The organism is Pseudomonas sp. YY-1 (genome assembly GCF_002843095.1).
GTDB classification, from domain to species: domain Bacteria; phylum Pseudomonadota; class Gammaproteobacteria; order Pseudomonadales; family Pseudomonadaceae; genus Aquipseudomonas; species Aquipseudomonas sediminis_A.
In genome coordinates, this window is sequence record NZ_PJLX01000003.1 from 187,567 (window position 1) to 211,266 (window position 23,700).

22 protein-coding genes and 2 tRNA genes are annotated in these 23,700 nt (G+C 62.3%); 9 read left to right on the forward strand and 15 right to left on the reverse strand.

The annotated features are described in order from the left end of the window. Positions 1-59 precede the first annotated feature (59 nt). The 3 genes from ahpF to CXP40_RS06015 all read right to left on the reverse strand — a co-directional run bounded on the left by ahpF (position 60) and on the right by CXP40_RS06015 (position 3,450). Positions 60-1,616, reverse strand: a complete 1,557-nt coding sequence (gene ahpF / locus CXP40_RS06005) for an alkyl hydroperoxide reductase subunit F (protein WP_106733050.1) — start codon at positions 1,614-1,616, stop codon at positions 60-62. Between the two features lie 153 nt (positions 1,617-1,769). Next, positions 1,770-2,333, reverse strand: coding sequence for an alkyl hydroperoxide reductase subunit C (gene ahpC, locus CXP40_RS06010; RefSeq protein WP_013714489.1), 564 nt, complete (start codon positions 2,331-2,333; stop codon positions 1,770-1,772). A gap of 154 nt (positions 2,334-2,487) precedes the next feature. Next, positions 2,488-3,450, reverse strand: coding sequence for a zinc-binding dehydrogenase (locus tag CXP40_RS06015; protein ID WP_106733051.1), 963 nt, complete (start codon positions 3,448-3,450; stop codon positions 2,488-2,490). A 128-nt stretch (positions 3,451-3,578) separates the two neighbouring features. Between CXP40_RS06015 and CXP40_RS06020 the strand changes: the two genes are divergently transcribed. Together CXP40_RS06020 and CXP40_RS06025 are read left to right on the forward strand one after the other, a co-directional pair. Then, positions 3,579-5,660 (forward strand): carboxy terminal-processing peptidase, encoded by a 2,082-nt coding sequence (locus CXP40_RS06020; RefSeq protein ID WP_177429632.1) that lies wholly within the window; start codon positions 3,579-3,581, stop codon positions 5,658-5,660. A gap of 98 nt (positions 5,661-5,758) precedes the next feature. Then, positions 5,759-7,513 carry a bifunctional diguanylate cyclase/phosphodiesterase gene (locus CXP40_RS06025; protein ID WP_106733053.1) on the forward strand — a complete coding sequence of 585 codons (1,755 nt, stop codon included), beginning with the start codon at positions 5,759-5,761 and terminating at the stop codon, positions 7,511-7,513. Here the strand turns inward: CXP40_RS06025 and CXP40_RS06030 are convergent. The 7 genes from CXP40_RS06030 to CXP40_RS06060 all read right to left on the reverse strand — a co-directional run bounded on the left by CXP40_RS06030 (position 7,502) and on the right by CXP40_RS06060 (position 10,732). Beyond that, the gene (locus tag CXP40_RS06030) at positions 7,502-7,987 is read right to left on the reverse strand and encodes an SEL1-like repeat protein (protein WP_099522168.1); all 486 of its coding nucleotides are present in this window, start codon (positions 7,985-7,987) and stop codon (positions 7,502-7,504) included. The genes CXP40_RS06025 and CXP40_RS06030 overlap by 12 nt on opposite strands. Then, on the reverse strand, positions 7,980-8,345 hold the full coding sequence (locus tag CXP40_RS06035) for a hypothetical protein (protein WP_099522169.1): 366 nt from the start codon (positions 8,343-8,345) through the stop codon (positions 7,980-7,982). Before CXP40_RS06035 ends, CXP40_RS06030 begins: the two co-directional genes overlap by 8 nt. Then, positions 8,342-8,665, reverse strand: a complete 324-nt coding sequence (locus CXP40_RS06040; protein WP_106733054.1) for a helix-turn-helix transcriptional regulator — start codon at positions 8,663-8,665, stop codon at positions 8,342-8,344. The genes CXP40_RS06035 and CXP40_RS06040 overlap by 4 nt, the downstream gene beginning before the upstream one ends. A 213-nt stretch (positions 8,666-8,878) precedes the next feature. Then, positions 8,879-9,322, reverse strand: coding sequence for a YkvA family protein (locus CXP40_RS06045; protein WP_106733055.1), 444 nt, complete (start codon positions 9,320-9,322; stop codon positions 8,879-8,881). Between the two features lie 336 nt (positions 9,323-9,658). Beyond that, entirely contained in the window at positions 9,659-10,378 is a 720-nt protein-coding gene (locus CXP40_RS06050; protein ID WP_099522172.1) for an FKBP-type peptidyl-prolyl cis-trans isomerase, read from the reverse strand. Positions 10,379-10,564: 186 nt separating this feature from the next. After that, a tRNA-Asp gene (locus CXP40_RS06055) sits at positions 10,565-10,641 on the reverse strand. Between the two features lie 15 nt (positions 10,642-10,656). Further along, positions 10,657-10,732 (reverse strand) — tRNA-Val (locus tag CXP40_RS06060). A gap of 296 nt (positions 10,733-11,028) precedes the next feature. Between CXP40_RS06060 and rdgC the strand changes: the two genes are divergently transcribed. Continuing rightward, the gene (gene rdgC, locus CXP40_RS06065; RefSeq protein ID WP_106733161.1) at positions 11,029-11,949 is read left to right on the forward strand and encodes a recombination-associated protein RdgC; all 921 of its coding nucleotides are present in this window, start codon (positions 11,029-11,031) and stop codon (positions 11,947-11,949) included. Positions 11,950-12,045: 96 nt separating this feature from the next. Here the strand turns inward: rdgC and edd are convergent, their stop codons facing one another. Next, positions 12,046-13,869, reverse strand: coding sequence for a phosphogluconate dehydratase (edd, locus tag CXP40_RS06070; RefSeq protein WP_106733056.1), 1,824 nt, complete (start codon positions 13,867-13,869; stop codon positions 12,046-12,048). Between the two features lie 130 nt (positions 13,870-13,999). Between edd and gap the strand changes: the two genes are divergently transcribed. Further along, positions 14,000-15,001: a type I glyceraldehyde-3-phosphate dehydrogenase gene (gene gap, locus CXP40_RS06075; RefSeq protein ID WP_106733057.1), complete on the forward strand. Its 1,002-nt coding sequence runs from the start codon at positions 14,000-14,002 to the stop codon at positions 14,999-15,001. Between the two features lie 13 nt (positions 15,002-15,014). Continuing rightward, positions 15,015-15,479 (forward strand): methylglyoxal synthase, encoded by a 465-nt coding sequence (locus CXP40_RS06080; protein ID WP_106733058.1) that lies wholly within the window; start codon positions 15,015-15,017, stop codon positions 15,477-15,479. Positions 15,480-15,553: 74 nt separating this feature from the next. Here the strand turns inward: CXP40_RS06080 and arfB are convergent, their stop codons facing one another. Next, on the reverse strand, positions 15,554-15,967 hold the full coding sequence (gene arfB, locus CXP40_RS06085) for an alternative ribosome rescue aminoacyl-tRNA hydrolase ArfB (RefSeq protein ID WP_106733059.1): 414 nt from the start codon (positions 15,965-15,967) through the stop codon (positions 15,554-15,556). Positions 15,968-16,098: 131 nt separating this feature from the next. Between arfB and CXP40_RS06090 the strand changes: the two genes are divergently transcribed. Both CXP40_RS06090 and CXP40_RS06095 read left to right on the forward strand, forming a co-directional pair. Further along, positions 16,099-17,163, forward strand: coding sequence for a metal-dependent hydrolase (locus CXP40_RS06090; RefSeq protein WP_106733060.1), 1,065 nt, complete (start codon positions 16,099-16,101; stop codon positions 17,161-17,163). Between the two features lie 45 nt (positions 17,164-17,208). Further along, complete coding sequence (locus tag CXP40_RS06095) at positions 17,209-19,044, forward strand: ABC transporter ATP-binding protein (RefSeq protein ID WP_106733061.1); 1,836 nt, start codon at positions 17,209-17,211, stop codon at positions 19,042-19,044. 107 nt (positions 19,045-19,151) lie between these two features. On the opposite strand, the gene CXP40_RS06100 is transcribed toward CXP40_RS06095, so the two are convergent. Then, positions 19,152-20,477 carry a DEAD/DEAH box helicase gene (locus CXP40_RS06100; protein ID WP_106733062.1) on the reverse strand — a complete coding sequence of 442 codons (1,326 nt, stop codon included), beginning with the start codon at positions 20,475-20,477 and terminating at the stop codon, positions 19,152-19,154. Positions 20,478-20,676: 199 nt separating this feature from the next. On the opposite strand from CXP40_RS06100, the gene CXP40_RS06105 reads away from it, so the two are divergent. Further along, on the forward strand, positions 20,677-21,081 hold the full coding sequence (locus CXP40_RS06105; RefSeq protein ID WP_106733063.1) for an anti-virulence regulator CigR family protein: 405 nt from the start codon (positions 20,677-20,679) through the stop codon (positions 21,079-21,081). 92 nt (positions 21,082-21,173) lie between these two features. Beyond that, entirely contained in the window at positions 21,174-21,752 is a 579-nt protein-coding gene (locus CXP40_RS06110) for a dihydrofolate reductase family protein (protein ID WP_106733064.1), read from the forward strand. On the opposite strand, the gene rarD is transcribed toward CXP40_RS06110, so the two are convergent. Further along, complete coding sequence (gene rarD / locus CXP40_RS06115) at positions 21,739-22,644, reverse strand: EamA family transporter RarD (RefSeq protein WP_106733065.1); 906 nt, start codon at positions 22,642-22,644, stop codon at positions 21,739-21,741. The genes CXP40_RS06110 and rarD overlap by 14 nt on opposite strands. Further along, positions 22,644-23,516, reverse strand: coding sequence for a carboxylate/amino acid/amine transporter (locus CXP40_RS06120; protein WP_106733066.1), 873 nt, complete (start codon positions 23,514-23,516; stop codon positions 22,644-22,646). The genes rarD and CXP40_RS06120 overlap by 1 nt, the downstream gene beginning before the upstream one ends. Positions 23,517-23,700: the final 184 nt, after the last annotated feature.

Here is a 23,700-nt window from a genome sequence, read left to right on the forward strand (position 1 = left end):
CGGATGTCTTTAAACGCAAAGGCCACCCGAAGGTGGCCTTTGTCGTTCCAGCGTTGCGATCAGCTATGGCGGATCAGGTGATCGAAGGCGGATAGCGAAGCCTTCGAGCCCTCGCCCATGGCGATGACGATCTGCTTGTACGGCACGGTGGTCACGTCACCGGCGGCGAAGACACCGGGGATGTTGGTAGCGCCCTTGGCATCGATGACGATCTCACCGAAGCGGCTCAGCTCGACGGTGCCCTTGAGCCAGTCGCTGTTGGGCAGCAGACCGATCTGCACGAAGATGCCTTCCAGCTCGACGGTGTGCAGCTCCTCGGTGGTGCGATCCTTGTACACCAGGCCGGTGACCTTCTGGCCGTCACCCTTGACCTCAGTAGTCTGCGCGCTCTTGATCACGGTCACGTTCGGCAGGCTGTTGAGTTTTTTCTGCAGTACGGCGTCGGCACGCAGGGTATCGGCGAATTCCAGCAGGGTCACGTGAGCGACGATGCCGGCCAGGTCGATGGCTGCTTCGACGCCAGAGTTACCGCCGCCGATCACCGCCACGCGCTTGCCCTTGAACAGCGGGCCGTCGCAGTGCGGGCAGAAACACACGCCCTTGGCCTTGTACTCCTGCTCGCCGGGTACACCCATCTCGCGCCAGCGCGCGCCGGTGGAGAGAATTACGGTCTTGGCCTTGAGCGAAGCGCCGTTCTCGAACTTCACTTCGTGCAGGCCGCCTTCGCTGCTGGCCGGCACCAGAGCCGACGCACGTTGCAGATTCATCACGTCGACGTCGTACTCCTTGACGTGTTCTTCCAGCGCACGCACCAGTTTCGGACCTTCGGTTTCCTTGACCGAGATGAAGTTCTCGATAGCCATGGTGTCCAGCACCTGACCGCCGAAGCGCTCGGCAGCGATAGCGGTGCGGATGCCCTTGCGCGCAGCGTAGATGGCCGCTGCGGCGCCAGCCGGGCCACCGCCGACCACCAGCACGTCGAAGGCTTCCTTGGCACTCATTTTCTCGGCATCGCGATTGGCGGCGCCGGTGTCGATCTTGGCGAGGATTTCCTTCACGTCCATGCGACCGGAAGCGAAGACCTCACCGTTCAGGTAGATGCTCGGCACGGCCATGACCTGGCGACGCTCGACTTCTTCCTGGAACAGCGCACCGTCGATGGAGACGTTGCGGATATTGGGGTTGAGCACGGCCATCAGGTTCAGCGCCTGAACCACGTCCGGGCAGTTCTGGCAGGAGAGCGAGAAATAGGTCTCGAACTCGAACTTGCCTTCGATGCTCTTGATCTGCGCGATGGTGTCGGCATCCAGCTTGGAAGGATGGCCGCCCACCTGCAGCAGTGCCAGCACCAACGAGGTGAACTCGTGGCCCATGGGGATACCGGCGAAGGCAACGCCGGTGTCTTCGCACGGACGATTCAGGGCGAAGGACGGACGGCGGGCATCGTTGCCGTCGGTCTTGAGAGTGATCTTGTCGGTCAGGCCGACGATGTCTTGCAGCAGCCCGAGCAGTTCCTGGGATTTTTCGCCGTCATCGAGGGACGCGACGATCTCGAACGGCTGGGTGACCTTTTCCAGGTAGGCCTTCAACTGGGCTTTAAGATTGGCGTCCAACATGGCGGAAATTCCTCAAATATGAAAATTCGGGCAATAAAATGCCCGGACGGATCGCGCCCGGGCATCGGGCACCACAAGGGCCGGTAAATGGCCCAAACAGCGCAGAGTTGGTCCTTTCCAACCTGAGACAGGCCGGAAAGGAAGTCGGCAAATTTAGATCTTGCCAACCAGGTCCAGCGAAGGAGCCAGAGTCTTCTCGCCTTCCTTCCACTTGGCCGGGCAAACCTGACCCGGGTTGGCGGCGGTGTACTGAGCAGCCTTCAGCTTGCGCAGGGTCTCGGAAACGTCACGAGCGATCTCGTTGGAGTGGATTTCCAGAGTCTTGATCTGACCTTCCGGGTTGATGATGAAGGTGCCACGCAGAGCCAGGCCTTCTTCCGGGATGTGCACGCCGAAAGCGTTGGTCAGCTGGTGGGTCGGGTCACCGATCAGCGGGAACTGAGCCTTGCCAACGGCCGGCGAAGTTTCGTGCCAGACCTTGTGCGAGAAGTGAGTGTCGGTGGTCACGATGTAGACCTCGGCACCAGCCTTCTGGAACTCGGCGTAGTTGTTGGCAGCGTCTTCGATTTCGGTCGGGCAGTTGAAGGTGAAGGCAGCCGGCATGAAAATCAGCACGGACCACTTGCCCTGCAGGCTCTGCTCGGTGACTTCGATGAACTCACCGTTGTGGAAAGCATTGACCTTGAACGGCTGAACTTGAGTATTGATGAGGGACATCTCTGACTCCTTCTAAGGTTTCTGTGAGGGTTGAAATCTACGGTCGCTATATTAGCCACCTAACGGAAAAAAGCTTATTGATTACGGGCATGATATCGATTGAATGCACCAATCGATAGCACAGCCCACGCCAGGCGCGGGCTGCAGTACTAGCTCAGGCCAGGCTGGGGTCAATCAGCAACGCCAGTTTACCCGCGACCTGGTTACCGGCGAGTGTCTGGAATGCTGTTTCACTGTCTTCGATGGCAAAACTGCGCTCAAGTTGCGGCTTCAGACGCCCTTCCGCGAACAACGGCCAGACCTGTTGCTGCAGATCGCGCAAGAGGTCAGCCTTGAACTGATCGTCGCGATTGCGCAAGGTCGAACCAGTCAGCTGAATGCGCTTGCCCAGCACCTGGGCCAGGTCCAGCGAGGCCTCGCGCCCGCCCATCAGGCCAATGTTGATCCAGCGTCCGTCCAGCGCCAACAAAGCCAGATTGAGCGCCGCATACTGCCCGCCGACCGGATCGAGAATCACATCGAACGGCCCGAAGTCGCGCAGCGCGTGCAGATCCTCACCACGCAGAGCACCGCCCTGAGCACCGAGCGCCTCGCAATAGGCCAGTCGTTCTGGCGAGCCAACGCTGACCCAGCACGGGCTGCCGAATGCCTTGCACAGCTGGATCGCTGCCGAGCCGACACCGCTGGCGCCGGCATGCAGCAGGACTTTTTCACCCGGGCGCAGGGCGCCGAGCTGGAACAGGTTGAGCCAGGCCGTGGCGTAAACCTCCGGCACCACAGCAGCCTCGACCAGGCTCAGCCCCTCGGGCACCGGCATGGCGTGGCGCGCATCGAGCACCACCTCCTCGGCCATACCACCGCCAGCGAGCAGACAGCAGACCCGATCACCCACCTGCCAGGCGCTGCCGGCGCCGACTTCGACAACTACACCCGAACATTCCAACCCGAGCGCCTGGCTCGCGCCTGGAGGCGGCGGATAGAGCCCGGCGCGTTGCAACAGATCAGCCCGATTGAGCCCAGCGGCGGCCACCTTCACGCGAATCTGTCCTGCATCACAGGTCTGCGCCGGTTGTTCCAGCCACTGTGCACGCCCTTCGACGCCTTGCAATGCCTTCATGCTGCCTCCATAGTGCAAGTGAACCGAGCCCAGCGCTGACCGCTGGGCTTTTGTCTAGCGCCAACGGAACCTGGCGCCCTCAGATACGGCCTAATATGCGTTATCACCTGCCACTACGTCGAATCAGCATGAAGCGATCTCTAGCAAGCACCGCCCTCGCCCTCGTACTCGGCTTCAGTGCCCTGCCGCTGGCGGCCAAGACCACTACAGCGACCAGTTGGGACTACCTGCAGCCGGACCGCGACCAGGTGATTGCCAGCCTCAACGTAGTGGAACTGCTCAAGCGCCACCACTACAACAAGCCGCCGCTCAATGACGAGCGTTCGATTCAGATCTATGACAACTACCTGAAGTTGCTCGATCCGTCTCGCAGCTACTTCACTGCGGCCGACATCGCCGAATTCAACCAGTGGCGCACCAAGTTCGATGACCTGCTGAAAAGCGGTGACCTCGAGCCAGGCTTCACCATCTATCGTCGTCACCTGACCCGCCTGGAAGAGCGCCTGAACTTTGCCCTGGGCGAGCTGGGCAAAGGCGTCGACAAGATCGATTTCACCATCGATGAAGAGTTGCAGGTCGATCGCGAGAAAGCCCCATGGGCCAAGGATCGCGCCGAGCTCGATGAACTCTGGCGCAAACGCGTCAAGGACGAAGTGCTGCGCCTGAAGATCGCTGGCAAGGAAACCAAGGACATCCAGGAACTGCTGACCAAGCGCTACAAGAATCAGTTGGCGCGCCTCAAGCAGACCCGTGGCGAGGACGTGTTCCAGGCTTACATCAATGCCTTCGCCACCACCTACGACCCGCACACCACTTATCTGTCGCCGGATAACGCAGAAAACTTCGACATCAACATGAGCCTGTCGCTCGAAGGCATCGGCGCCGTCCTGCAAAGCGACAACGAGCACGTCAAGGTAGTACGCCTGGTGCCTGCCGGCCCGGCCGAAAAGAGCAAGCAGATCGCTCCAGCCGACAAGATCGTAGGCGTTGCCCAAGGCAACGACGATATGGTCGACGTGATCGGCTGGCGCCTGGACGAAGTGGTCAAGCTGATTCGTGGCCCGAAAGGTTCCACCGTACGCCTGGAAGTGATCCCGGCCAGCAATCCACCCAGCGACCAGACCAGCAAGGTGGTCACCATCACCCGTGAAGCGGTCAAGCTGGAAGAGCAAGCAGCCAAGAAAAAGGTCCTGGAACTCAAGCATGATGGTCGTGACTACAAGCTTGGCGTGATCGAACTGCCAGCCTTCTACCTCGACTTCAAGGCTTTCCGCGCTGGCGACCCGAACTACAAGAGCACCACCCGTGACGTCAAACGCCTGCTCGATGAGCTGCAGGCCGAAAAAGTCGACGGCGTGGTCATCGACCTGCGCAACAACGGCGGTGGCTCGCTGCAGGAAGCCACCGAGCTGACCAGCCTGTTCATCGAGCAAGGCCCCACCGTACTGGTGCGCAATGCCGACGGCCGCGTCGACGTGCTCGCCGACGAGAACAAGGGCATCTACTACACCGGCCCGCTGGCCGTGCTGGTCAACCGCCTGTCCGCGTCGGCCTCGGAAATCTTCGCCGGCGCCATGCAGGACTACCACCGCGCGCTGATTCTCGGGGGCCAGACCTTCGGCAAGGGCACGGTGCAGACCATCCAGCCGCTCAACCATGGCGAACTGAAACTGACCCTGGCCAAGTTCTATCGCGTGTCCGGCCAGAGCACCCAGCATCAGGGCGTGATCCCCGACATCCTCTATCCGGACGTCATGGACACCAAGGACATCGGCGAAAGTGCCCTGCCCGCTGCGCTGCCCTGGGACAGCATCCGCCCGGCGATCACCCCCGAACTGGACCCGATCAAGCCCTTCCTGACCGAGCTGAAAGCCCGTCACGATCAGCGCACCATCAAGGACCCGGACTTCGTCTTCACCCGCGATCGCCTTACCCTGGCCAAGAAACTGATGGCAGAAACCACCGTCAGCCTCAACGAGCAAGCACGCCGTGCGCGCCAGGCTGAAGTCGAAGCCAAGCAACTGGCACTGGAGAACAACCGCCGCCAGGCCAAGGGTGAAGAGCCACTCAAGGAACTGGCCAAGGAAGACGAAGATGCACTGCCAGTCGCCGATGAGAAGAGCACGCCGGAAGACGATGCCTACCTCTCGGAAAGTGGGCGCATCCTGCTCGACTACCTGGGCCTGAACCCCTCGTTGGCGCTGCACTGAGACGACTCATCGAGCGTCATCATATCGTCATCGAACTGTCGTGAAATGAAGGGCCGGCCATAAGCCGGCCCTTCGTTTTTCTACAGATCGAGAACACCATGACCGTCACCGAGCAGTTGAGCGCGCTGGGCAACATCCTCGCTCACGGCGACCTCAGTAGCCTGTTCCAGCCTATCGTCTCGCTGTCCGAACAGCGCATCCTCGGCTATGAGGCACTGACCCGTGGCCCTTCCAACAGTCCACTGCACTCGCCATTGACGCTGTTCGCTGTCGCCCGTCACGCAGGGCGCCTGAGCGAGCTGGAAATGGCTTGCCGCAAGAGTGCCTGCAGAGGCTTCAGCGCACAGGGCCTGGACGGCAAGCTGTTTCTCAACGTCTCGCCGGAGTCGCTGCTCGACCCCAGCCACCAACCAGGGCGCACCCTGAAATTGCTGCAGGCTTTCGGCATCCCGCCCAGCCAGGTGGTGATCGAACTCACCGAACAGTCGCCCACGGAAGACTTCGCGCTGCTCGACAACGCTCTGCACCACTATCGCGCCATGGGCTTTTCCATCGCGCTGGACGATCTGGGCGCTGGATACTCCAGCCTGCGCCTGTGGTCGGAACTGCGCCCGGAGTACGTGAAGATCGACCGCCACTTCATCGATGGCATTCATCAGGACGCAGTGAAGCGCGAGTTCGTCGGCTCGATCCTGAAAATGGCTGAAGCATCTCGGGCCCAGGTGATTGCCGAAGGGATCGAGCTGCCCGAAGAACTGGCCGTACTGGCGGAAATGGGGGTCGATCTGGTGCAGGGCTACCTGCTCAGCAGGCCGCAGGAAAAACCACCACGCGATGCCCGCCAACTGCTGCCCCTGGTGCAGAGCAATCAAGCCAGCCTCTGTGAAGACAGCCATGACCTCAGTGCCCTGCTCAACGACCAACCCGCAGTCGACCAGCACACGGCCATCGCCGAGGTATTGGATGTCTTCCGTGCCCAGGCCAACCTCAACTCCCTGGCGGTACTGGATGCGCAGCGTCAGCCGGTGGGTATCGTCCACCGCCACTCGCTGTCCGAGGCGCTGCTAAAGCCCTTCGCCACCGACCTGTTCGCACGCAAACCCATCAGCCGCCTGATGAGCCAGGATTTCCTGGCCGTGGAGCTGACGCAGTCACTGCAGAAGGTCAGTCGCCTGCTCACCAGCCGTGCACGCCAGCGTATCGAGGAAGACTTCATCATCATCCAGAACGGCCGCTACCTGGGCCTGGGCAGGGTCATCGACGTGCTCAAACTGATCACCGAGCAAAAGCTGCAGCAGGCACGTCACGCCAATCCGCTGACCCTGCTGCCAGGCAACGTGCCGATCCAGCAATGCCTGAGTCGCCTGCTGCAACAGCAGCGCGAAGCTGCGGTGTGCTACGTGGATCTCGACAGCTTCAAACCCTTCAACGATCTCTACGGCTATGCCAAGGGCGACGAGGTATTGCTGTGCCTGGCGCAATGCCTGAACGATCGGGTCGATCCGGCGCGCGACTTCGTCGGGCATATCGGTGGTGACGACTTCATGCTGGTGCTTGGCTCATCCGACTGGCGCGAAAAACTCGGCAAACTGATCGAGGACTTCCAGAATCAGTGCCGACGCTTCTACCGTGACGAGCATCTGCAGGCCGGCTGCTTCATCGCCCACAACCGCCATGGACAACGCCAAGAATACGCACTGTTGTCACTGTCGATCGGCGTAGTACACGTGAGAGCGGAAGACTGCGCGCTGCTCGATGCCTCGCGCCTGGCCGAGCTGGCCTCCGAAGCCAAGCGCCAGGCCAAGGCCGTGCCTGGCTACAGCCTGCATATCCTCGAAGGCTCAGCGGCCTGAGGGAAGCCCCTGGTTGGCCATGGCGGCATAGCGCTCTGCGGCTTGCGGGTCCGGCTCAAGTCCCGGCGCACCGTCGCGGTAGAGCAGGCTCAGGCGGTTGGCAGCCAGAGGATGACCGGCAGCCAAGGCCATCTCCCACCAACGCACTGCTTGCGAGGCATCCGGAGCCTGCCGTGTGTCGCCCTGCAACGCCTGCACGCCTAACTGATAGGCGGCCTTGCCGTCACCGCCATTAGCGGCCAAACGCAGCAACCTCAGCCCCTCCTCGCGCGCGCCAAGACCCTGGCCGCGAAACAGCAGGATATGCCCGTAGAAACTCTGCGCAGCGGTGTCACCGAGATTGGCCATGCGCCCGTATTGGCCCTGCATCCATTGCCACAGACGCGGCTGACGCAACGCCGCCGGCCAGTGAAACAGACGCCGTGCCAGCCAGTAGCCCAGCTGCGCGCGCAGTTGCCAGAGCCACCTAGACATCGGCGGGGTAGTCGAACTCGAACACCCTGACCACCTCGGCAGCGTGCCAGGAGGCGGCTGCCACGCCATCGGAGGCGCCGCTGAAACGTCCCAGACGTGTCACGCAGTCGAAGAATCCGGTACGCGGCAGGCGGCTGGCGCCCTGGCTGATCACCAGTGAGCTGCGCAGCGGTCGTTCGGCGCGTGCATCCAGTGCAGCCAAGTGCTCCAGTGCAGCGGTCAGGGTCTGCATGGCTGGCGTCGGCAGATCGAGACGCTCGATCAGTGCCCGGTAGGTTAGCAGGTGGCGCTGACGACGGGCGTCGTCCAGCTCGGTCAGCAATGCCTGCCAGTGTTGGCGACTGATACGCACGCTCAAGACCAGCCCTCCAGCCCCAGTTCCCAGGCCAGCGAACGCAGAATCGCAGCGTCAGGTTGACGTTCGCCACTTTCGATCATGGCTAGATAGTGAGGGCTGATGCCGACGCTGCGAGCCAGCGCTTCCGCGCTCAGGCCCTTGGCTTCGCGTAACGTTTGCAATTGCGCCAGAGGTGCGCGATTGGCTGAAGGCGTTGGCGATGGCGCAACGGTCGCGGCAACCTCCTGGCAACCTGCGGCTTGCAACAAGGCCTGATAATCGGCCCAGGGCAGCACGGCGTATTCCGGCTCGCCATCACGGGCAATGATTTGCACACTCATGAGTCTCTCCGTTGGAAAGCAGGGCCGACAGCCTCGACCCCTTCCTTGCAAGCGGCCATCTTAACAGGCGTCTGCCGCCGGGGCGTGATCCATGCTGCCAAGGTAGCAAGATGCGGTACTCGCCATGACCGAGTGAGTCGGCAGCCCGCCGCACTCATGACCCGAAAGACTCAGTGACTCAGCCGGCAGGCCCCGCAATGGCCGAACGAATCATCAGGAATGCAGCGGATCGACCCGCTCCGCAGCCGGTAACTGCTCGATCAGCACCAGGCGCTCCGGGCTTTGTCTGTCACGCCATACCTTGAACGCTTCGAGCTCGCCATGCCAGGTGCGCATCACCCAGGCCAGCACGGCCAGGTCATCGACGAAACCGACCCCGACCAGCCAGTCGGGAATGGCATCGAACGGGGTGATGAAGTACAGCAGAGCAGCCACCACCATCAACAGAGCCTGACTGCTGATCTGCCGGTATTCGCCCTTGAACCAGGCCAGGCTGAGTGCACGCAGCAGTTGCAGGTCCTCTTTGAGGGCGGCGAAGCGCTGTCCTTGCGGTGTGCGCTTGTCTGCCAGATCGCGGAGCAACTCCGGTAACCGGCCCTCACGCAGAAAGCGGGCAGCCAGCGGCAGGTAACGCGTCAATTTCCAGGGAGTTTTCATTCGGCCTCCTCGGCAAGCCAGGCAGTATCAGGGCTCACCTCGCTTATCCACCGAAGCTGTGGATAAATCTGTGCAAAGTCTTTCGACAAGCTTATCAAAGCCCCGTGCCACGGGGCCTCGAGTTAGATCGGATATTTTTTATACAGCATATAAAATCCATGAAAATCAACAAGTTGCTGATTGACACGAGCACGACTCAGTTGTAGCTCAGACTTGTTAGGAATGTTTCCCATGATGTGCATAAGCGTAACACCCTGACCACCACATCCTGGTTTACACCGCCCCAGAAACGACAACGCCCCGTCAAGACGGGGCGTTGTACACCAGTACCGAGTGTTACTGCTCGGTCGGCTCGGCGGCGGCCTGATCCTTGATGCCGATCAGTTCCAGATCGAACACCAGTACCGAGTTGGCCGGGATGGCTGGAGACGGGCTCTGCTCGCCGTAGGCCAGCTCACTGGGGATGTACAGTTTGTACTTCTCGCCAACATGCATCAGTTGCAGACCCTCGACCCAACCCGGGATCACGCCGCCGACCGGCAGGTCGATGGGGCTACCACGAGCAACGGAGCTGTCGAACACGCTGCCGTCGGTCAGTTTGCCTTCGTAGTGAACGGTCACTACGTCGCTTTCCTTCGGCTGGGCACCGTCGGTTTTCTTGATTACTTCGTACTGCAGGCCAGAAGCGGTGGTGACAACACCTTCGCGCTTGCCATTTTCTTCAAGGAATTTCTTGCCGGCTTCAGCGGCTTCCTTGTTCAGCGCAGTCATGCGCTCTTCAGCACGGTTCTGCAGGAAGGAGAAGGCCTCGACCATCTCTTCGTCCTTGATGCGCGGCTCCTTCTTCGCCAGCGCGTCCTCGATACCCTGAGCGACGGCCTTGGAATCCAGATCATCCATGCCCTCTTCGGACAGGCTGCGACCCATGTTCAGGCCGATGCCGTAAGAGGCTTTCTGCGCTGGGCTCTTGAGTTCGACTTCGCTGGTTTGCGAATCGCAACCGGCAAGCACCAGGCCCACCAGGGCAACCGCTGCCGCCAAACGATGCTGTTTCATGCTTGTTCCTTGTAGATGCGCCCGAAGGCCGTCGTGTGAAAGCGCGAGCTTAGCAGTACGCCGCGATCACTGGCTACGGCATAGGAGCCAAGCAATGCGCATAAGTTCAAGCAAACAAAGGATTTTTCGAAGATTTCGGCGGACGCCGAAGAGTTGTCACAGGAGGGGATGAAGCGAGGAGAAGAATGGCGCAGCGGACGGGACTCGAACCCGCGACCCCCGGCGTGACAGGCCGGTATTCTAACCGACTGAACTACCGCTGCGCGTAACTGCGAGATTGGTGGGTGATGACGGGATCGAACCGCCGACCCTCTGCTTGTAAGGCAGATGCTCTCCCGGCTGAGCTAATCACCCTTCACTCTCGAAGTGGAGCGCATTCTAGAGAGCGATCCGGGCCTTGGCAAGCCCTCTTCGCAAAAAAATTTACCGGCGCAGCAAGAACTTAGGCGAGACCAGCGAATTTCCTCAGTGGCTCGTTGTCAGGGTTGGCCTGAGCACGCCAGCGGAGAATAATGCGCGCTCTGTGCCGGCGGACCGATCATGATCCTGTTGATGGCCCGCCACCTTCATCCGTCGCTGCGCGCCGGCTCGAGAGAGCCCAAGGATGGCGCCCGCCTGCGACTTCATCATCAATGGAGAATCACCCGCTCATGTGGTTTCGTAACCTGCTGGTTTACCGCCTCACCCAGGACATTCCTTTCGACGCCGAAGCGCTGGAGACCGCACTTTCCAGCAAGCCGGCACGTCCCTGCGCCAGCCAGGAGCTGACCACCTACGGCTTCACCGCTCCCTTTGGCAAAAGCGCCGATGCACCGCTGGTGCATGTCAGCGGCGATTTCCTGCTGATCGGCGCACGCAAGGAAGAACGCATCCTGCCGGGTTCGGTAGTGCGTGATGCGCTGAAGGAGAAGGTCGACGAGATCGAAAACACCCAGATGCGCAAGGTGTACAAGAAAGAGCGCGACCAGATCAAAGACGAGATCGTCCAGACCTTCCTGCCGCGCGCCTTCATCCGCAAATCCGGTACCTTCGCCGCCATCGCGCCGAAACAGGGCCTAATCCTGGTCGACAGCGCCAGCGCCAAGAAAGCTGAAGACCTGCTTTCCACCTTGCGTGAGGCCATCGGCTCGCTACCGGTGCGCCCGTTGTCGGTGAAGATCGCGCCGACCGCCACCCTCACCGACTGGCTGAAGAACCAGAGCGCCGCCGAAGGCTTCTTCGTCCTCGACGAGTGCGAGCTGCGTGACACCCACGAAGATGGCGGCGTGGTGCGCTGCAAGCGCCAGGACCTGACCAGCGAGGAAATCCAGCTGCACCTGTCCACTGGCAAGCAGGTCACCCAATTGTCACTGGCCTGGCAGGACAAGCTGTCCTTCGTGCTCGACGACAAGCTGACCATCAAGCGCCTGCGCTTCGAGGACGTACTGCAGGAGCAGGCCGAACAGGATGGCGGTGACGACGCACTGGCTCAGCAGGACGCCAGCTTCATCCTGATGATGATGACCCTGGTGGAGTTCCTGCCGGAGCTGTTCACCGCACTGGGCGGCGAAGAGATTCCGCAGGGGATCTGATGACCCGTAGGGTGGATCGGGGCGCGCAGCTGACGACCTTTTCATCCACCGCTCGGATCGACGGTGGACAAGCTTCGCGCTGTCCACCCTACCCGCTCAGACCAGCGACTCGAGGCTCTCGGTAAAGGCACTGGCGCCCTGCTCCGCCGTGCTGAAGTTGTGGCGCATGAAGGCGAACAGCTCGCGCCCGCAACCACTGGCCGGAGCAGGCCGCGCCGCCGGCTGGCGCGAGGCGAACTCCGCTTCGTCGACCCGCAGCAGCAGTTCACCGTTCTGACCATCGACGCGAATCAGATCGCCATCGCGCACCCGCGCCAGCGGCCCGCCATCGAAGGATTCCGGACAGACATGTATGGCCGCAGGGATCTTGCCTGAGGCGCCGGACATGCGCCCATCAGTGACCAGCGCCACCTTGAAACCGCGATCCTGCAGCACGCCCAGGTATGGCGTCATCTTGTGTAGCTCCGGCATACCGTTGCTGCGCGGCCCCTGAAAACGCACCACAGCGACGAAATCGCGCTCCAGCTTACCGGCCTTGAACGCTTCGACCAGATCCAGCTGATCCTCGAACACCAGCGCCGGCGCCTCCACCACCTGATGCTCGGGCGCCACCGCGGACACCTTCATCACCCCACGACCGAGATTGCCCTGCATCAGGCGCAGGCCGCCTTCTGCCGAGAACGGTCGCGCCACGGGGCGCAGCACACTTTCCTCCAGGCTCTCGGTCGGCCCGTCGCGCCAGACCAGCTTGCCGTCCTCGAGGAAGGGTTCACGGGTGTAGCGCGACAGACCGCGCCCGGCCACGGTATTGACCTCTTCATGCAGCAACCCGGCGTCGAGCAGCTCGCGAATCAGGAAGGCCATGCCGCCGGCAGCCTGGAAGTGATTGATGTCGGCCTTGCCATTGGGATAGACGTGGGCCAGGGTCGGCACCACTTCGGACAGATCGGCCATGTCCTGCCAGGTCAGCAGAATGCCGGCAGCGCGGGCGATGGCCGGCATGTGCAGGGTATGGTTGGTGGAGCCGCCGGTGGCATGCAGAGCAACGATAGAGTTGACCAGGCAGCGCTCGTCGACGATCTCGCCGATGGGCATGAACTGGCCGCTCTGCCTGGTCAGGCGCGTGACCTGCTGAGCAGCCTCGCGGGTCAGTGCATCACGCAAAGGTGTGCCCGGATTGATGAAGGATGCGCCCGGCAGATGCAGGCCCATCACCTCCATCAGCAGTTGATTGGTATTGGCCGTACCGTAGAAGGTACAGGTGCCCGGCCCGTGATAGGCAGCCATTTCCGCCGCCAGCAGCTCGTCGCGGGTCGCCTTGCCTTCGGCGTAACGCTGACGCACGTCGGCCTTCTCCTTGTTGGACAGGCCCGAGGTCATCGGCCCGGCCGGCACGAACATCGACGGCAGATGACCAAAACGCAGCGCGCCCATCACCAGGCCCGGCACGATCTTGTCGCACACGCCCAGATACAACGCGGCGTCGAACATGTTGTGCGACAGCGCCACCGCGGTGGACATGGCAATCACCTCACGACTGGCAATGCCCAGTTCCATGCCCGGCTCGCCCTGCGTCACACCATCGCACATGGCCGGTACGCCACCGGCGAACTGGCCTACCGAACCCAGGTCGCGCAGAGCCTGCTTGATCTGTTCGGGAAAGGTCTCGTAGGGCTGGTGCGCCGACAACATGTCGTTGTAAGCAGAAACGATGGCCACGTTGGCGGCATCCATCAGGCGCAGGGTCTGCTTGTCGTCACCGCTGCAACCGGCGACGCCGTGAGCGAAGTTGGCGCACTGCAGCTTGCCACGCTGCGGCCCTTCGCTGGCGGCGGCACGGATCATCTCCAGGTAGCGCTGGCGCGTGGCGCGGCTGCGCTCGACAAGACGTTCGGTAACTTCAACAACGCGGGGGTGCATGGGGAATCTCCAGGCTAGCTTCTAGCGTCTGTTCGTATTTACAACAAAATACTGCCACTCAGCGGGCTTGATTTCTATAGCAATGGGAATAATCTTGTAATTACAACAACAAATTGACGAGACCCTCACCATGACACTACGAATCGCCATCAATGGCTTCGGCCGCATCGGCCGCAACGTGCTACGCGCACTCTATACCCAGAATTATCGCCAGCACCTGCAGGTCGTGGCCATCAACGACCTGGGCGACAGCGCGATCAATGCCCACCTGCTGCAATATGACAGCGTCCACGGCCATTTCCCTGAAGAAGTTAAAGTCGACGGCGAAAGCCTGTGGATCAAAGGTGATCGCATCGCCGTTAGCGCCATTCGCAACCCGGCAGAGCTGCCCTGGAAAACTCATCAGGTCGATGTGGTGCTGGAATGCACCGGGCTGTTCACCGAGCGGGACAAGGCCGCCGCGCACCTCGCCGCCGGCGCGCGCAAGGTGCTGATCTCCGCGCCTGCCAAGGGCGCCGATGCCACCGTGGTGTATGGCGTCAACGAGCAGGTGCTGACGCCTGACATGCAGATCATTTCCAACGCGTCCTGCACCACCAACTGCCTGGCGCCGGTGGCGCAGGTGCTGCAGCGCGAGCTGGGCATCGAACAGGGGCTGATGACCACCATTCACGCCTATACCAACGACCAGAACCTGTCCGACGTTTATCACAGCGATTTGTACCGTGCACGCTCGGCAACGCAATCGATGATCCCGACCAAGACCGGCGCCGCCGAAGCGGTCGGCCTGGTGCTGCCGGAGCTGGCCGGCAAACTTACCGGCATGGCCGTGCGGGTGCCGGTGATCAATGTGTCGCTAGTCGATCTGACCGTGCAGGTCAAGCGCGAGACCACTGCCGAGGACGTCAACGCCCTGCTCAAGGCGGCCAGCGAGCAGTCCCCGGTACTGGGTTACAACGCGCTGCCGCTGGTGTCCTGCGATTTCAACCACAACCCGCTGTCATCGATTTTCGACGCCAACCACACCAAGGTCAGCGGCAGGCTGCTCAAGGTGATGGCCTGGTACGACAACGAATGGGGCTTCTCCAACCGCATGCTGGACAACTGCCTGGTGCTGGCCCGCCTGCACTGAACAAGGAGGCTCGATGAGCCGTATCAGCTTCACTCATGCCCAATTGCCGGCGCGCAAACGCATCGCCCTGGTGGCGCACGACCATTGCAAAGGCTTTCTGCTCGATTGGTGCGCACGTCAGCGCGGTCGGCTGGCCGGGCATCACCTACTGGCCACTGGTACCACCGGCCTGCTGCTGAGCAAACGTCTGGATTTGCCGGTGGAAAGCATGATCAGCGGCCCACTGGGCGGCGATCAGCAGATCGGCGCGCGCATCGCCGAACAACGCGTGGACATGCTGGTGTTCTTCTGGGACCCGTTCGAGCCACAGCCACACGACCCGGATATCAAGGCACTGCTGCGTGTAGCGGCGGTATGGAACATCCCGGTAGCCTGCAACGAGAGCAGCGCCGACTACATGCTCAGCAGCAGCCTGCTGGAACAACAGCATGAATACCTCATTCCCGACTATCAGGCTTATCTGGCGGCTCGCGGCTAGGGTGCCGCGGGGCCGCCCATGCCATCACCATTCGGGTGCGCATGGCGCACCCTACGTGAGGCCACCGTCATCCTCTAGAAATCCACCTTGCCCCGCCCGGCCTTGATCGCACCGCGCTTGCTCTTGCCGTCCAGACGGCGCTTTTTCGAGCCGAGGGTCGGTTTGGTTGGGCGGCGTTTCTTTTCCACCTTGCCGGCACTACGAATCAACTCGGCAAGACGCTCGAGGGCGTCGGCTCGATTCTGCTCCTGGGTGCGATACTGCTGCGCCTTGATGATCACCACTCCGTCAGCGGTGATACGGCTGTCGGCGAGCGTCATCAGACGTTCCTTATAGAACGGCGGCAACGACGAGGCCTGACTGTCGAAGCGCAGGTGCACGGCACTGGACACCTTGTTGACGTTCTGCCCACCGGCGCCCTGGGCGCGGATGGCGGTCAGTTCGATTTCTTCATCGGGAAGGTGAACACTGTTGGAGACGATCAGCATGGCCACGAGTTCTTGGAAAGCATGACCATCAGGATACCCGCCATAGCTGTAATCTTTGCTTGAAATTTCCCCACGGCATTCGCGCGGTGGCTCGGCTAACGTAGCGGCCTGTCTTTTTTCGGAAGCACTCGATGGACTCCATAACCCAGGCGGTACTCGGCGCCAGCATCCAGGGAGCGCTACTTGGCCGCTGGCAGGGGCGCAAGGCGCTGCTCTACGGCGCGATGCTCGCCACCGTTCCCGACCTGGATGTGGTCATGGAATACGGCGATGCCGTGGCCAACATGACCTACCACCGCGGTTTCAGCCACTCGCTGTTCGTTCTCAGCGGCTTTGCCCTGCTGCTGACCTGGCTGGCCAGGCGCTTTCGCCCTCACCCGGGTTACTCGGCCAATCGTTTATTGCTGACGCTGTGGCTGGTGCTGATCACCCACCCGCTGCTGGACGCCTTCACCAGCTACGGCACCCAGCTGTTCTGGCCGCTGATGCCGACACCTACGGCCTGGTCGAGCCTGTTCATTATCGACCCGCTGTATACCCTGCCGCTGATTGCAGCGGTGCTGATCAGCCTGTTCACCGGGCTGCGCGCGCAGAGTTGGCGCGTACCGGCCGTGGCGCTGGTGGTCTCGACGCTGTACATCGGTTTCAGCCTGACCGGCAAATTCATGGCCGAGCAGCGCGTGGAACGCGAGCTGGCGCGCCAGGGCATCCAGGCCGAACAGCTGTTTACCACGCCGACGCCACTCAATACGCTGCTGTGGCGCGTCATCGTGCTCGATGGCGAGGACTATCACGAGGCCCTGGTCGGCTGGTTCGACGACCAGCCACCGCAACTGCAACGCCTGCCGCGCGGCACGCACCTGCGCGAGCAGTTGACGGCCTCGCCCATGCACCAGCGGCTGGAGTGGTTCACCGGCGGCGTGCTGCGCTACGACCAGGTCGACGACCGACTGATCGTCACCGACCTACGCCTGGGCATGACCGGTTTTCATCCCTTCCGCTTCGACTTCGCCCACCTGCAGAACGGCCAATGGCAGGTGCATGAACGCATCGACCGACTGCCCTTCGAACGCGGCGAGGTCGAACACCTGGCACTGCTGTTCAAACGCATCTGGCAACCGCAGCTGGAGATTCCATTGCTAGCCTGGGCCGGAGAGCTGCAGAAACCGCTTTTAACTGAGACTCGCTTGCAGTAACGGCGTTACTATCGGCGTTTCATCTGCCGAGGCAGGACGCCTGCAATGTTGTTTCGCCGCTTCGAATCCCTGATCGACGTCTTCAAACCCAGCCCTGACGTCGCCCCGCCCGCTGGCATGCTGCGCTTCTACGGTCACTACCTGAAACAGGTGTGGCCGCTGATGCTGGCCGTGCTGGTGATCGGCTTCTTCGCTGCCCTGATCGAGGTCGCGCTGTTCGCCTTCCTCGGCCAGTTGATCGACATGGCCCAGGCCAGCACGGATGCCAGCAGCTTCTTCAGCGCGCACCAGAACGAGCTGCTGTGGATGCTGCTGGTGGCGCTGGTCATCCGCCCCCTGGTGTTCGGCCTGCACAACCTGCTCACGCACCAGGCGGTCAATCCGGGCCTGACCAACCTGATTCGCTGGCAGAACCACCGCTACGTGCTCAAGCAGAGCCTGAGCTTCTTCCAGAACGACTTCGCCGGGCGCATCGCCCAGCGCGTGATGCAGACCGGCCCCTCGCTACGCGACTCGGCCATGCAGGTGATCGACGCGCTGTGGCATGTAGTGGTCTATGCCGGCAGCGCGCTGTACCTGTTCGCCGCCGCCGATCTGCGCCTGGTGTTGCCGCTGGCGTTGTGGATAGTCGGCTACAGCGCGGCGCTCTGGTACTTCGTGCCGCGCATCAAGGCGCGCTCGGCCGCCGCCTCCTCGGCGCGCTCGAAAGTCATGGGTCGGGTCGTCGATGGCTACAGCAACATCGCCACGCTCAAGCTGTTCGCCCACTCACAGGAAGAGGAAAGCTACGCCCGTGAAGCCATGCAGGACCTGCTCGACAAGTTCCGCCTGCAGTCACGCACCATCACTGCGCTGGACTTTCTCATCACCTGCCTCAATGGCGTGCTTATCGTCGGCACCGGTGCGCTGGCCCTGTGGCTGTGGAGCCAGTCGCTGATCACCACCGGCGCCATCGCCCTGGCGCTGGGCCTGGTGATCCGCATCAACAACATGGCCGAGTGGATCATGTGGGTGGTCAACGGCATCTTCGAGAACGTCGGCACCGTGCAGGACGGCATGCAGAGCATCGTGCAGCCACGCCAGGTACTCGACCGCACCGACGCCAAGCCGATCCAGGTGCAGCAGGGCAGCGTGCGCTTCGACGACATCCACTTCCACTACGGTAAGCGCGGCGGCGTGATCGCCGGCCTCAGCATCGATATTCGCCCCGGCGAGAAGATCGGCCTGGTCGGCCCGTCCGGCGCCGGCAAGTCGACCCTGGTCAACCTGCTGCTACGCCTCTATGACCTGGAAAGCGGCCGCATCCTGATCGACGATCAGGATATCGCCACGGTGACGCAGGAGAGCCTGCGCGCCAACATCGGCGTGGTGACCCAGGACACCTCGCTGCTGCACCGCTCGATCCGCGACAACCTGCGTTACGGCAAGCCGGCTGCCAGCGACGAGGAGCTGTGGGAGGCGGTACGCAAGGCCCGCGCCGACGCCTTCATCCCCACCCTCGACGACAGCCAGGGCGGCCGTGGCATGGATGCGCAGGTCGGTGAACGCGGCGTGAAGCTGTCCGGCGGTCAGCGCCAGCGCATCGCCATCGCCCGTGTGCTGCTCAAGGACGCGCCGATCCTGGTGCTGGACGAAGCCACCTCGGCACTGGATTCGGAAGTGGAAGCGGCCATTCAGGAAAGCCTGGACAGCCTGATGGAAGGCAAAACGGTGATCGCCATCGCTCACCGCCTGTCGACCATCGCACGGATGGATCGCCTTGTCGTGATCGACCAAGGCCAGGTCATCGAAACCGGCACCCACGCCGAGCTGATTGCCCAGGGCGGCCTGTATGCACGCCTGTGGCAGCACCAGACCGGAGGATTCGTCGGGGTGGAGTAAAACTGTGGGAGGGGCTTCAGCCGCGACTCGCCGCTACGACTGCATGGATGCAGGAGGTAGAGCGAAGCAGGATGCCAGAGCCGAAAGCGCCTCCCACAACAGCCAGATTACTCCGCAGCCGGCTTCTTGCGCTTGAGCGGCGCGCTGCCATCTTCACTGACCAACGACGATGGCTTGCCAGCCGGGCGTGGGCCGGTCTTGCGCTTGGATGCGGTAGCCTTTTTCGGGTCTTTCTTCTCGGTCTTTTTCTTCTTGCTGCCGGCGGCCTTGCCGGACGCCTTGAGGTTCTTCGGCCCCTGGTAGACGCCTTTCAGCTCCTTGATGGTGCGACGCTCGAAACGCTGTTTGAGGTAGCGCTCGATGCTTGACATCAGGTTCCAGTCGGTGTGGCAGATCAGCGACACTGCCAGGCCTTCGCCACCGGCGCGGCCGGTACGACCGATGCGGTGCACGTACTCGTCGCCGGAACGCGGCATGTCGAAGTTGATCACCAGATCGAGACCCTCGACGTCCAGGCCACGCGCCGCCACGTCGGTGGCCACCAGCACCTTGACCGCGCCCTGGCGCAGGCGCTCGATGGCCAGTTTACGATCCTTCTGGTCTTTCTCGCCATGCAGCACGAACGCCTTGACCCCGGCGGTCACTAGCTTGCCGTACAGGCGGTCGGCCTGCACACGGGTGTTGGTGAAGACGATGGCCTTGTCGTAGGCCTCGTTGGTCAGCAACCAGTCGACCAGCTGTTCCTTGTGGTAGTTGTGGTCGGCCGTGATGATCTGCTGGCGGGTACCCTCATTGAGCTGGCTGACGCTGTTGAGCATCAGGTGCTGCGGCTCCTTGAGCACCTTGGCGACCATCTCGCGCAGGCCATTGCCGCCGGTGGTGGCGGAGAACAGCAGGGTCTGGTGTGGCCCGCAGGCTTCGGCCAGACGCTGGGCGTCTTCGGCAAAGCCCATGTCGAGCATGCGGTCAGCCTCGTCGAACACCAGCACTTCGACCTCGTCCAGCGGCAGATTGCCGGCGTTGGCGTGCTCGATCAGGCGGCCCGGCGTGCCGATCAGAATATCGATCTTGCGCATCATCGCGGCCTGCACCTTGAAGTCCTCGCCACCGGTCACCAGACCGGCCTTGAGGAAGGTGAACTGGCCGAAGCGCTCGACTTCCTTGAGCGTCTGCTGGGCCAGCTCGCGGGTCGGCAGCAGGATCAGCGCACGAATGCTCAGACGCTGCTTGGAGTTGCCGTCACCGAGCAGGCGATTGAGCAGCGGCAGAACGAAAGCGGCGGTCTTGCCGCTGCCGGTCTGGGCAATCACCCGTAGGTCCTTGCCCTCCAGCGCAGGCGGAATCGCTGCCGCCTGCACCGGAGTCGGCTCGACGAAATTAAGCTCGGCCACGGCTTTCAGCAGGCGTTCATGCAGGGCGAATTGGGCAAACACGGGGGCACTACCTCAGAGAAATCGACAAAACGGTGCATAGCCTAACGGTTTCCGCCGCCGGGGCCGAATTTCTTTGCATGAAACTCGCGTTCAGGCGACGACGGGCGGCTGCCTGGAGTCGCTATCCGGCAGGAGCAGATCGGAACCGAAACCGCTCGGCGCTTATCCAAACCGCATCACCATCCGAAGAGCCCAGCCCATGCCCACCAAGCCCTTGACCGCCCTCAGTATCGGCCTGTGCGTCCTTTTGGCCGCATCGCCAGTGCTTGCCAACCCACCCCCCGGCAAAGGCAAACCGGGCCGAGATGATGGTGTCCAGATCGATCTACGCGGCCCGACCGTGGATATCGGAAGGGTACGCATCATCCTCGGCGACAATCGCCAGTTGATCGGCCCGACCTCCTCCCTGCCACCAGGCATCGCCAAGAACCTGGCTCGCGGCAAGCCGCTGCCACCGGGCATCGCCAAGAACTTCGACAGCCGCCTGACCTCGCGCCTGCCTTACTACGAAGGCTACGAATGGAAACAGATCGGCCGCGACGTTGTATTGGTCGCCATCGCGACCGGGATCGTCTACGAAATCCTGCGTAACGTGCTGGACTGATCAGCGAACGCGCCGACGAGTGGCACGCCCTCTGTCGAACTTGTTCTGCGGCCATCGATCTATCTGTCAGATAACCCGCGTGCGGAGGCACCATGAACGCTTCGCTGATCTACCACGTCACGTCGAGCCTCGACGGCTATATCGCGCGCCCCGATGGCCGCATCGACTGGTTCGATTCGCCACGGGAGGCCGATGAAGAGTACGCCTTTCAGTACTTCTACTCCGGCATTGATGCCCTACTGATGGGCCGCGGCACCTACGAGGCGTTGCTCAAGCGTGGCGGCCCCTGGCCTTACCCCGGCAAGCCATGCGTGGTGCTGACTCGCCTCGCTTTACCGCGCGCCGCGGACGAAATCCAGCTGACGCACTGCACACCGGCTCAAGCCGTGGCAGCACTGAACGAGGCCGGTTTCCAGCGCATCTGGCTGGTCGGCGGCAGCCTGCTGGCGGGTAACTGCTACACCGCCGGACTGATCGACGAGGTGGTGATCAACCTGGTACCACACCTGCTCGGCGCCGGTATTCCACTGCTGGCCACCGGCATGGAACGCAGCCTGACGCTGAGCGAGCAACGCCGCTTCAACAACGGCACGTTGCAAGTGCACTACCAGGTGCAGAAGCAGGCCAGCATGCCAACGCAGATCCCCGCGCCGCGTATCAATGCGGCCTGATGTTCTCGCGCTGCTGCTTGCGCAGCAGCCGGGCACTGTCCCAGCCGACCAGCAGCACAGCCGCCCAGATCGGCAGGTAGGTCAACCACTGCCCCGCATCGAAGGTCTCGCCCAGCACCAGTAGCGCCACGGCGAACAACAGCACTGGCTCGACATAGCTGAGAATGCCGAACAGTCCCAGAGGCAGCAGCCGGCTGGACGCCATGTAGGCCGCGAAGGCCAGCGTACCGATCAGCGCCATCACCGGCACCAGCAACCATAGCAGCGGACGCTCAGCGAATGCGCCAACCGGCCCGTAGGCAACGATCAGCCAAATCGCCAACGGCGCCAGCATCAGCATCTCCAGCACGAAACCGGATAGCGCATCGAGGCGCATCCAGCGGCGCAGCATGAAGTAAGGCGGATACCCCAACGCAGTGATCAGCGTCAGCCAGGAGAACGCCTGGGTGCGCCACAGCTCGTGCAGCACGCCGAGCATGGCGCAGGTCACTGCCAAGCGCTGCAGCGGACGCAGGCGCTCGCCGTAGAACAGCCGACCGGTCAGCACCATTGCCAACGGCAGCAGGAAGTACCCCATGGACACTTCCAGCATATGCCCGGCCAAGGGTGCCCAGAGAAACAGCCCCCACTGCACGCCGATCAAGGCCGCCGCCAACGGGCAGGCAGCCAACAACAGCGGCTCGTGGCGCAGACGCACGAAGGTCTCGCGCAGCAAGGTGGTCTGCCCTGCCAGCAGCACCAGCAGCAGAACCAACGGAATCGACCAAAGCACGCGCTGAGCGAATATCTGCACGCCATCGAGCGGCGTCAGCCACTGCACGTAGCCAGGCAGCACGGCAAACAGCATCGAGGCGCCAACCGATAGCGCCACTCCCCGCCCGGACAATTGCATCAGCGCACCTCGGCAGGCGTGCGACGCGTACGCCCCAGATTGACCAGCGGTAGCGACGCCGCAATCACCGCACCGCCCAGAGCCAGGCGCAGCAGATCGGCGTCGTGATTCCAGATCAGCAGATTGACCAGCAAACCGGCCGGCACCAGCGCATTGTTCATCACCGCCAGGGTGCCACCATCGACCAGGCTGGCGCCTTTGTTCCACCAATACAGTCCCAATCCGGACGCCACCACACCAAGCCAGACCAGCACGCTCCACTGCAGTGCGTTGCTAGGCAGACGCTCGCTGTTACCCAGCAGCAGGAACGCGGGCAGCGCAATCAGCAAGGCGCCCAGATAGAAGAAGCCAAAGCGCCGGTACTGCGGCTCGCTCGAGGGGTGTTTGAGCAGCAGATGCTTGTACAGCACCTGCCCGGCAGCGAAGGTGAAGTTGGCGACCTGCAGCAACAGGAAACCGAGCAAAAAGCCGCTGCTGATACCGTCGTAGCGGATGATCCCGGCGCCCAGCACTGCCACCAGAGCGGCGACCAGCGCCCAGGGGTTGAATCGACGATTGAGGGCATCCTCGATCAGCGTCACGTGTAGCGGCGTGAGGATGGTGAACAGCAACACCTCCGGCACCGTCAGCACCGAGAAACTCAGATACAGGCAGACGTAAGTGATGCCGAACTGCAGCGCGCCGATCAGCAGCATGCCGCGCACGAAGGCCGGGGCATGGCCGCGCCAACGGGTCAGCGGCACGAACAGCAGACCGGCGATGACGATGCGCGTCAGCACCGCGAAGTAGCTGTCGACCCGACCGGCCAGGTACTCACCGATCAGGCTGAAGGAAAACGCCCACAGTAGGGTCACGATCAACAGATAGCGCATGGTCACCTCAGGAACAGGCGGCGACCTTAGCGCGTTCATCGCAGACGTACAATCGACAGCAGGCGAACCCCACCGGCCTCACGTGCAAGCCGTCGCCACCGGGTAAGAGCGCGTCGCCAGGCCCACGTAAAAAAGCCGGTCATTGCTTGCGCAATGCCCGGCAGAAGCGCCCAGGAGCCCAGGC

Excerpts from the sequence above, each read along its gene's own strand:
- ahpF (WP_106733050.1), bottom strand. The coding sequence starts at position 1,616 with ATGTTGGACGCCAATCTTAAAGCCCAGTTGAAGGCCTACCTGGAAAAG.
- ahpC (WP_013714489.1), bottom strand. The coding sequence starts at position 2,333 with ATGTCCCTCATCAATACTCAAGTTCAGCCGTTCAAGGTCAATGCTTTC.
- CXP40_RS06015 (WP_106733051.1), bottom strand. The coding sequence starts at position 3,450 with ATGAAGGCATTGCAAGGCGTCGAAGGGCGTGCACAGTGGCTGGAACAA.
- CXP40_RS06020 (WP_177429632.1), top strand. The coding sequence starts at position 3,579 with ATGAAGCGATCTCTAGCAAGCACCGCCCTCGCCCTCGTACTCGGCTTC.
- CXP40_RS06025 (WP_106733053.1), top strand. The coding sequence starts at position 5,759 with ATGACCGTCACCGAGCAGTTGAGCGCGCTGGGCAACATCCTCGCTCAC.
- CXP40_RS06030 (WP_099522168.1), bottom strand. The coding sequence starts at position 7,987 with ATGTCTAGGTGGCTCTGGCAACTGCGCGCGCAGCTGGGCTACTGGCTG.
- CXP40_RS06040 (WP_106733054.1), bottom strand. The coding sequence starts at position 8,665 with ATGAGTGTGCAAATCATTGCCCGTGATGGCGAGCCGGAATACGCCGTG.
- CXP40_RS06045 (WP_106733055.1), bottom strand. The coding sequence starts at position 9,322 with ATGAAAACTCCCTGGAAATTGACGCGTTACCTGCCGCTGGCTGCCCGC.
- CXP40_RS06050 (WP_099522172.1), bottom strand. The coding sequence starts at position 10,378 with ATGAAACAGCATCGTTTGGCGGCAGCGGTTGCCCTGGTGGGCCTGGTG.
- rdgC (WP_106733161.1), top strand. The coding sequence starts at position 11,029 with ATGTGGTTTCGTAACCTGCTGGTTTACCGCCTCACCCAGGACATTCCT.
- edd (WP_106733056.1), bottom strand. The coding sequence starts at position 13,869 with ATGCACCCCCGCGTTGTTGAAGTTACCGAACGTCTTGTCGAGCGCAGC.
- gap (WP_106733057.1), top strand. The coding sequence starts at position 14,000 with ATGACACTACGAATCGCCATCAATGGCTTCGGCCGCATCGGCCGCAAC.
- CXP40_RS06080 (WP_106733058.1), top strand. The coding sequence starts at position 15,015 with ATGAGCCGTATCAGCTTCACTCATGCCCAATTGCCGGCGCGCAAACGC.
- arfB (WP_106733059.1), bottom strand. The coding sequence starts at position 15,967 with ATGCTGATCGTCTCCAACAGTGTTCACCTTCCCGATGAAGAAATCGAA.
- CXP40_RS06090 (WP_106733060.1), top strand. The coding sequence starts at position 16,099 with ATGGACTCCATAACCCAGGCGGTACTCGGCGCCAGCATCCAGGGAGCG.
- CXP40_RS06095 (WP_106733061.1), top strand. The coding sequence starts at position 17,209 with ATGTTGTTTCGCCGCTTCGAATCCCTGATCGACGTCTTCAAACCCAGC.
- CXP40_RS06105 (WP_106733063.1), top strand. The coding sequence starts at position 20,677 with ATGCCCACCAAGCCCTTGACCGCCCTCAGTATCGGCCTGTGCGTCCTT.
- CXP40_RS06110 (WP_106733064.1), top strand. The coding sequence starts at position 21,174 with ATGAACGCTTCGCTGATCTACCACGTCACGTCGAGCCTCGACGGCTAT.
- rarD (WP_106733065.1), bottom strand. The coding sequence starts at position 22,644 with ATGCAATTGTCCGGGCGGGGAGTGGCGCTATCGGTTGGCGCCTCGATG.
- CXP40_RS06120 (WP_106733066.1), bottom strand. The coding sequence starts at position 23,516 with ATGCGCTATCTGTTGATCGTGACCCTACTGTGGGCGTTTTCCTTCAGC.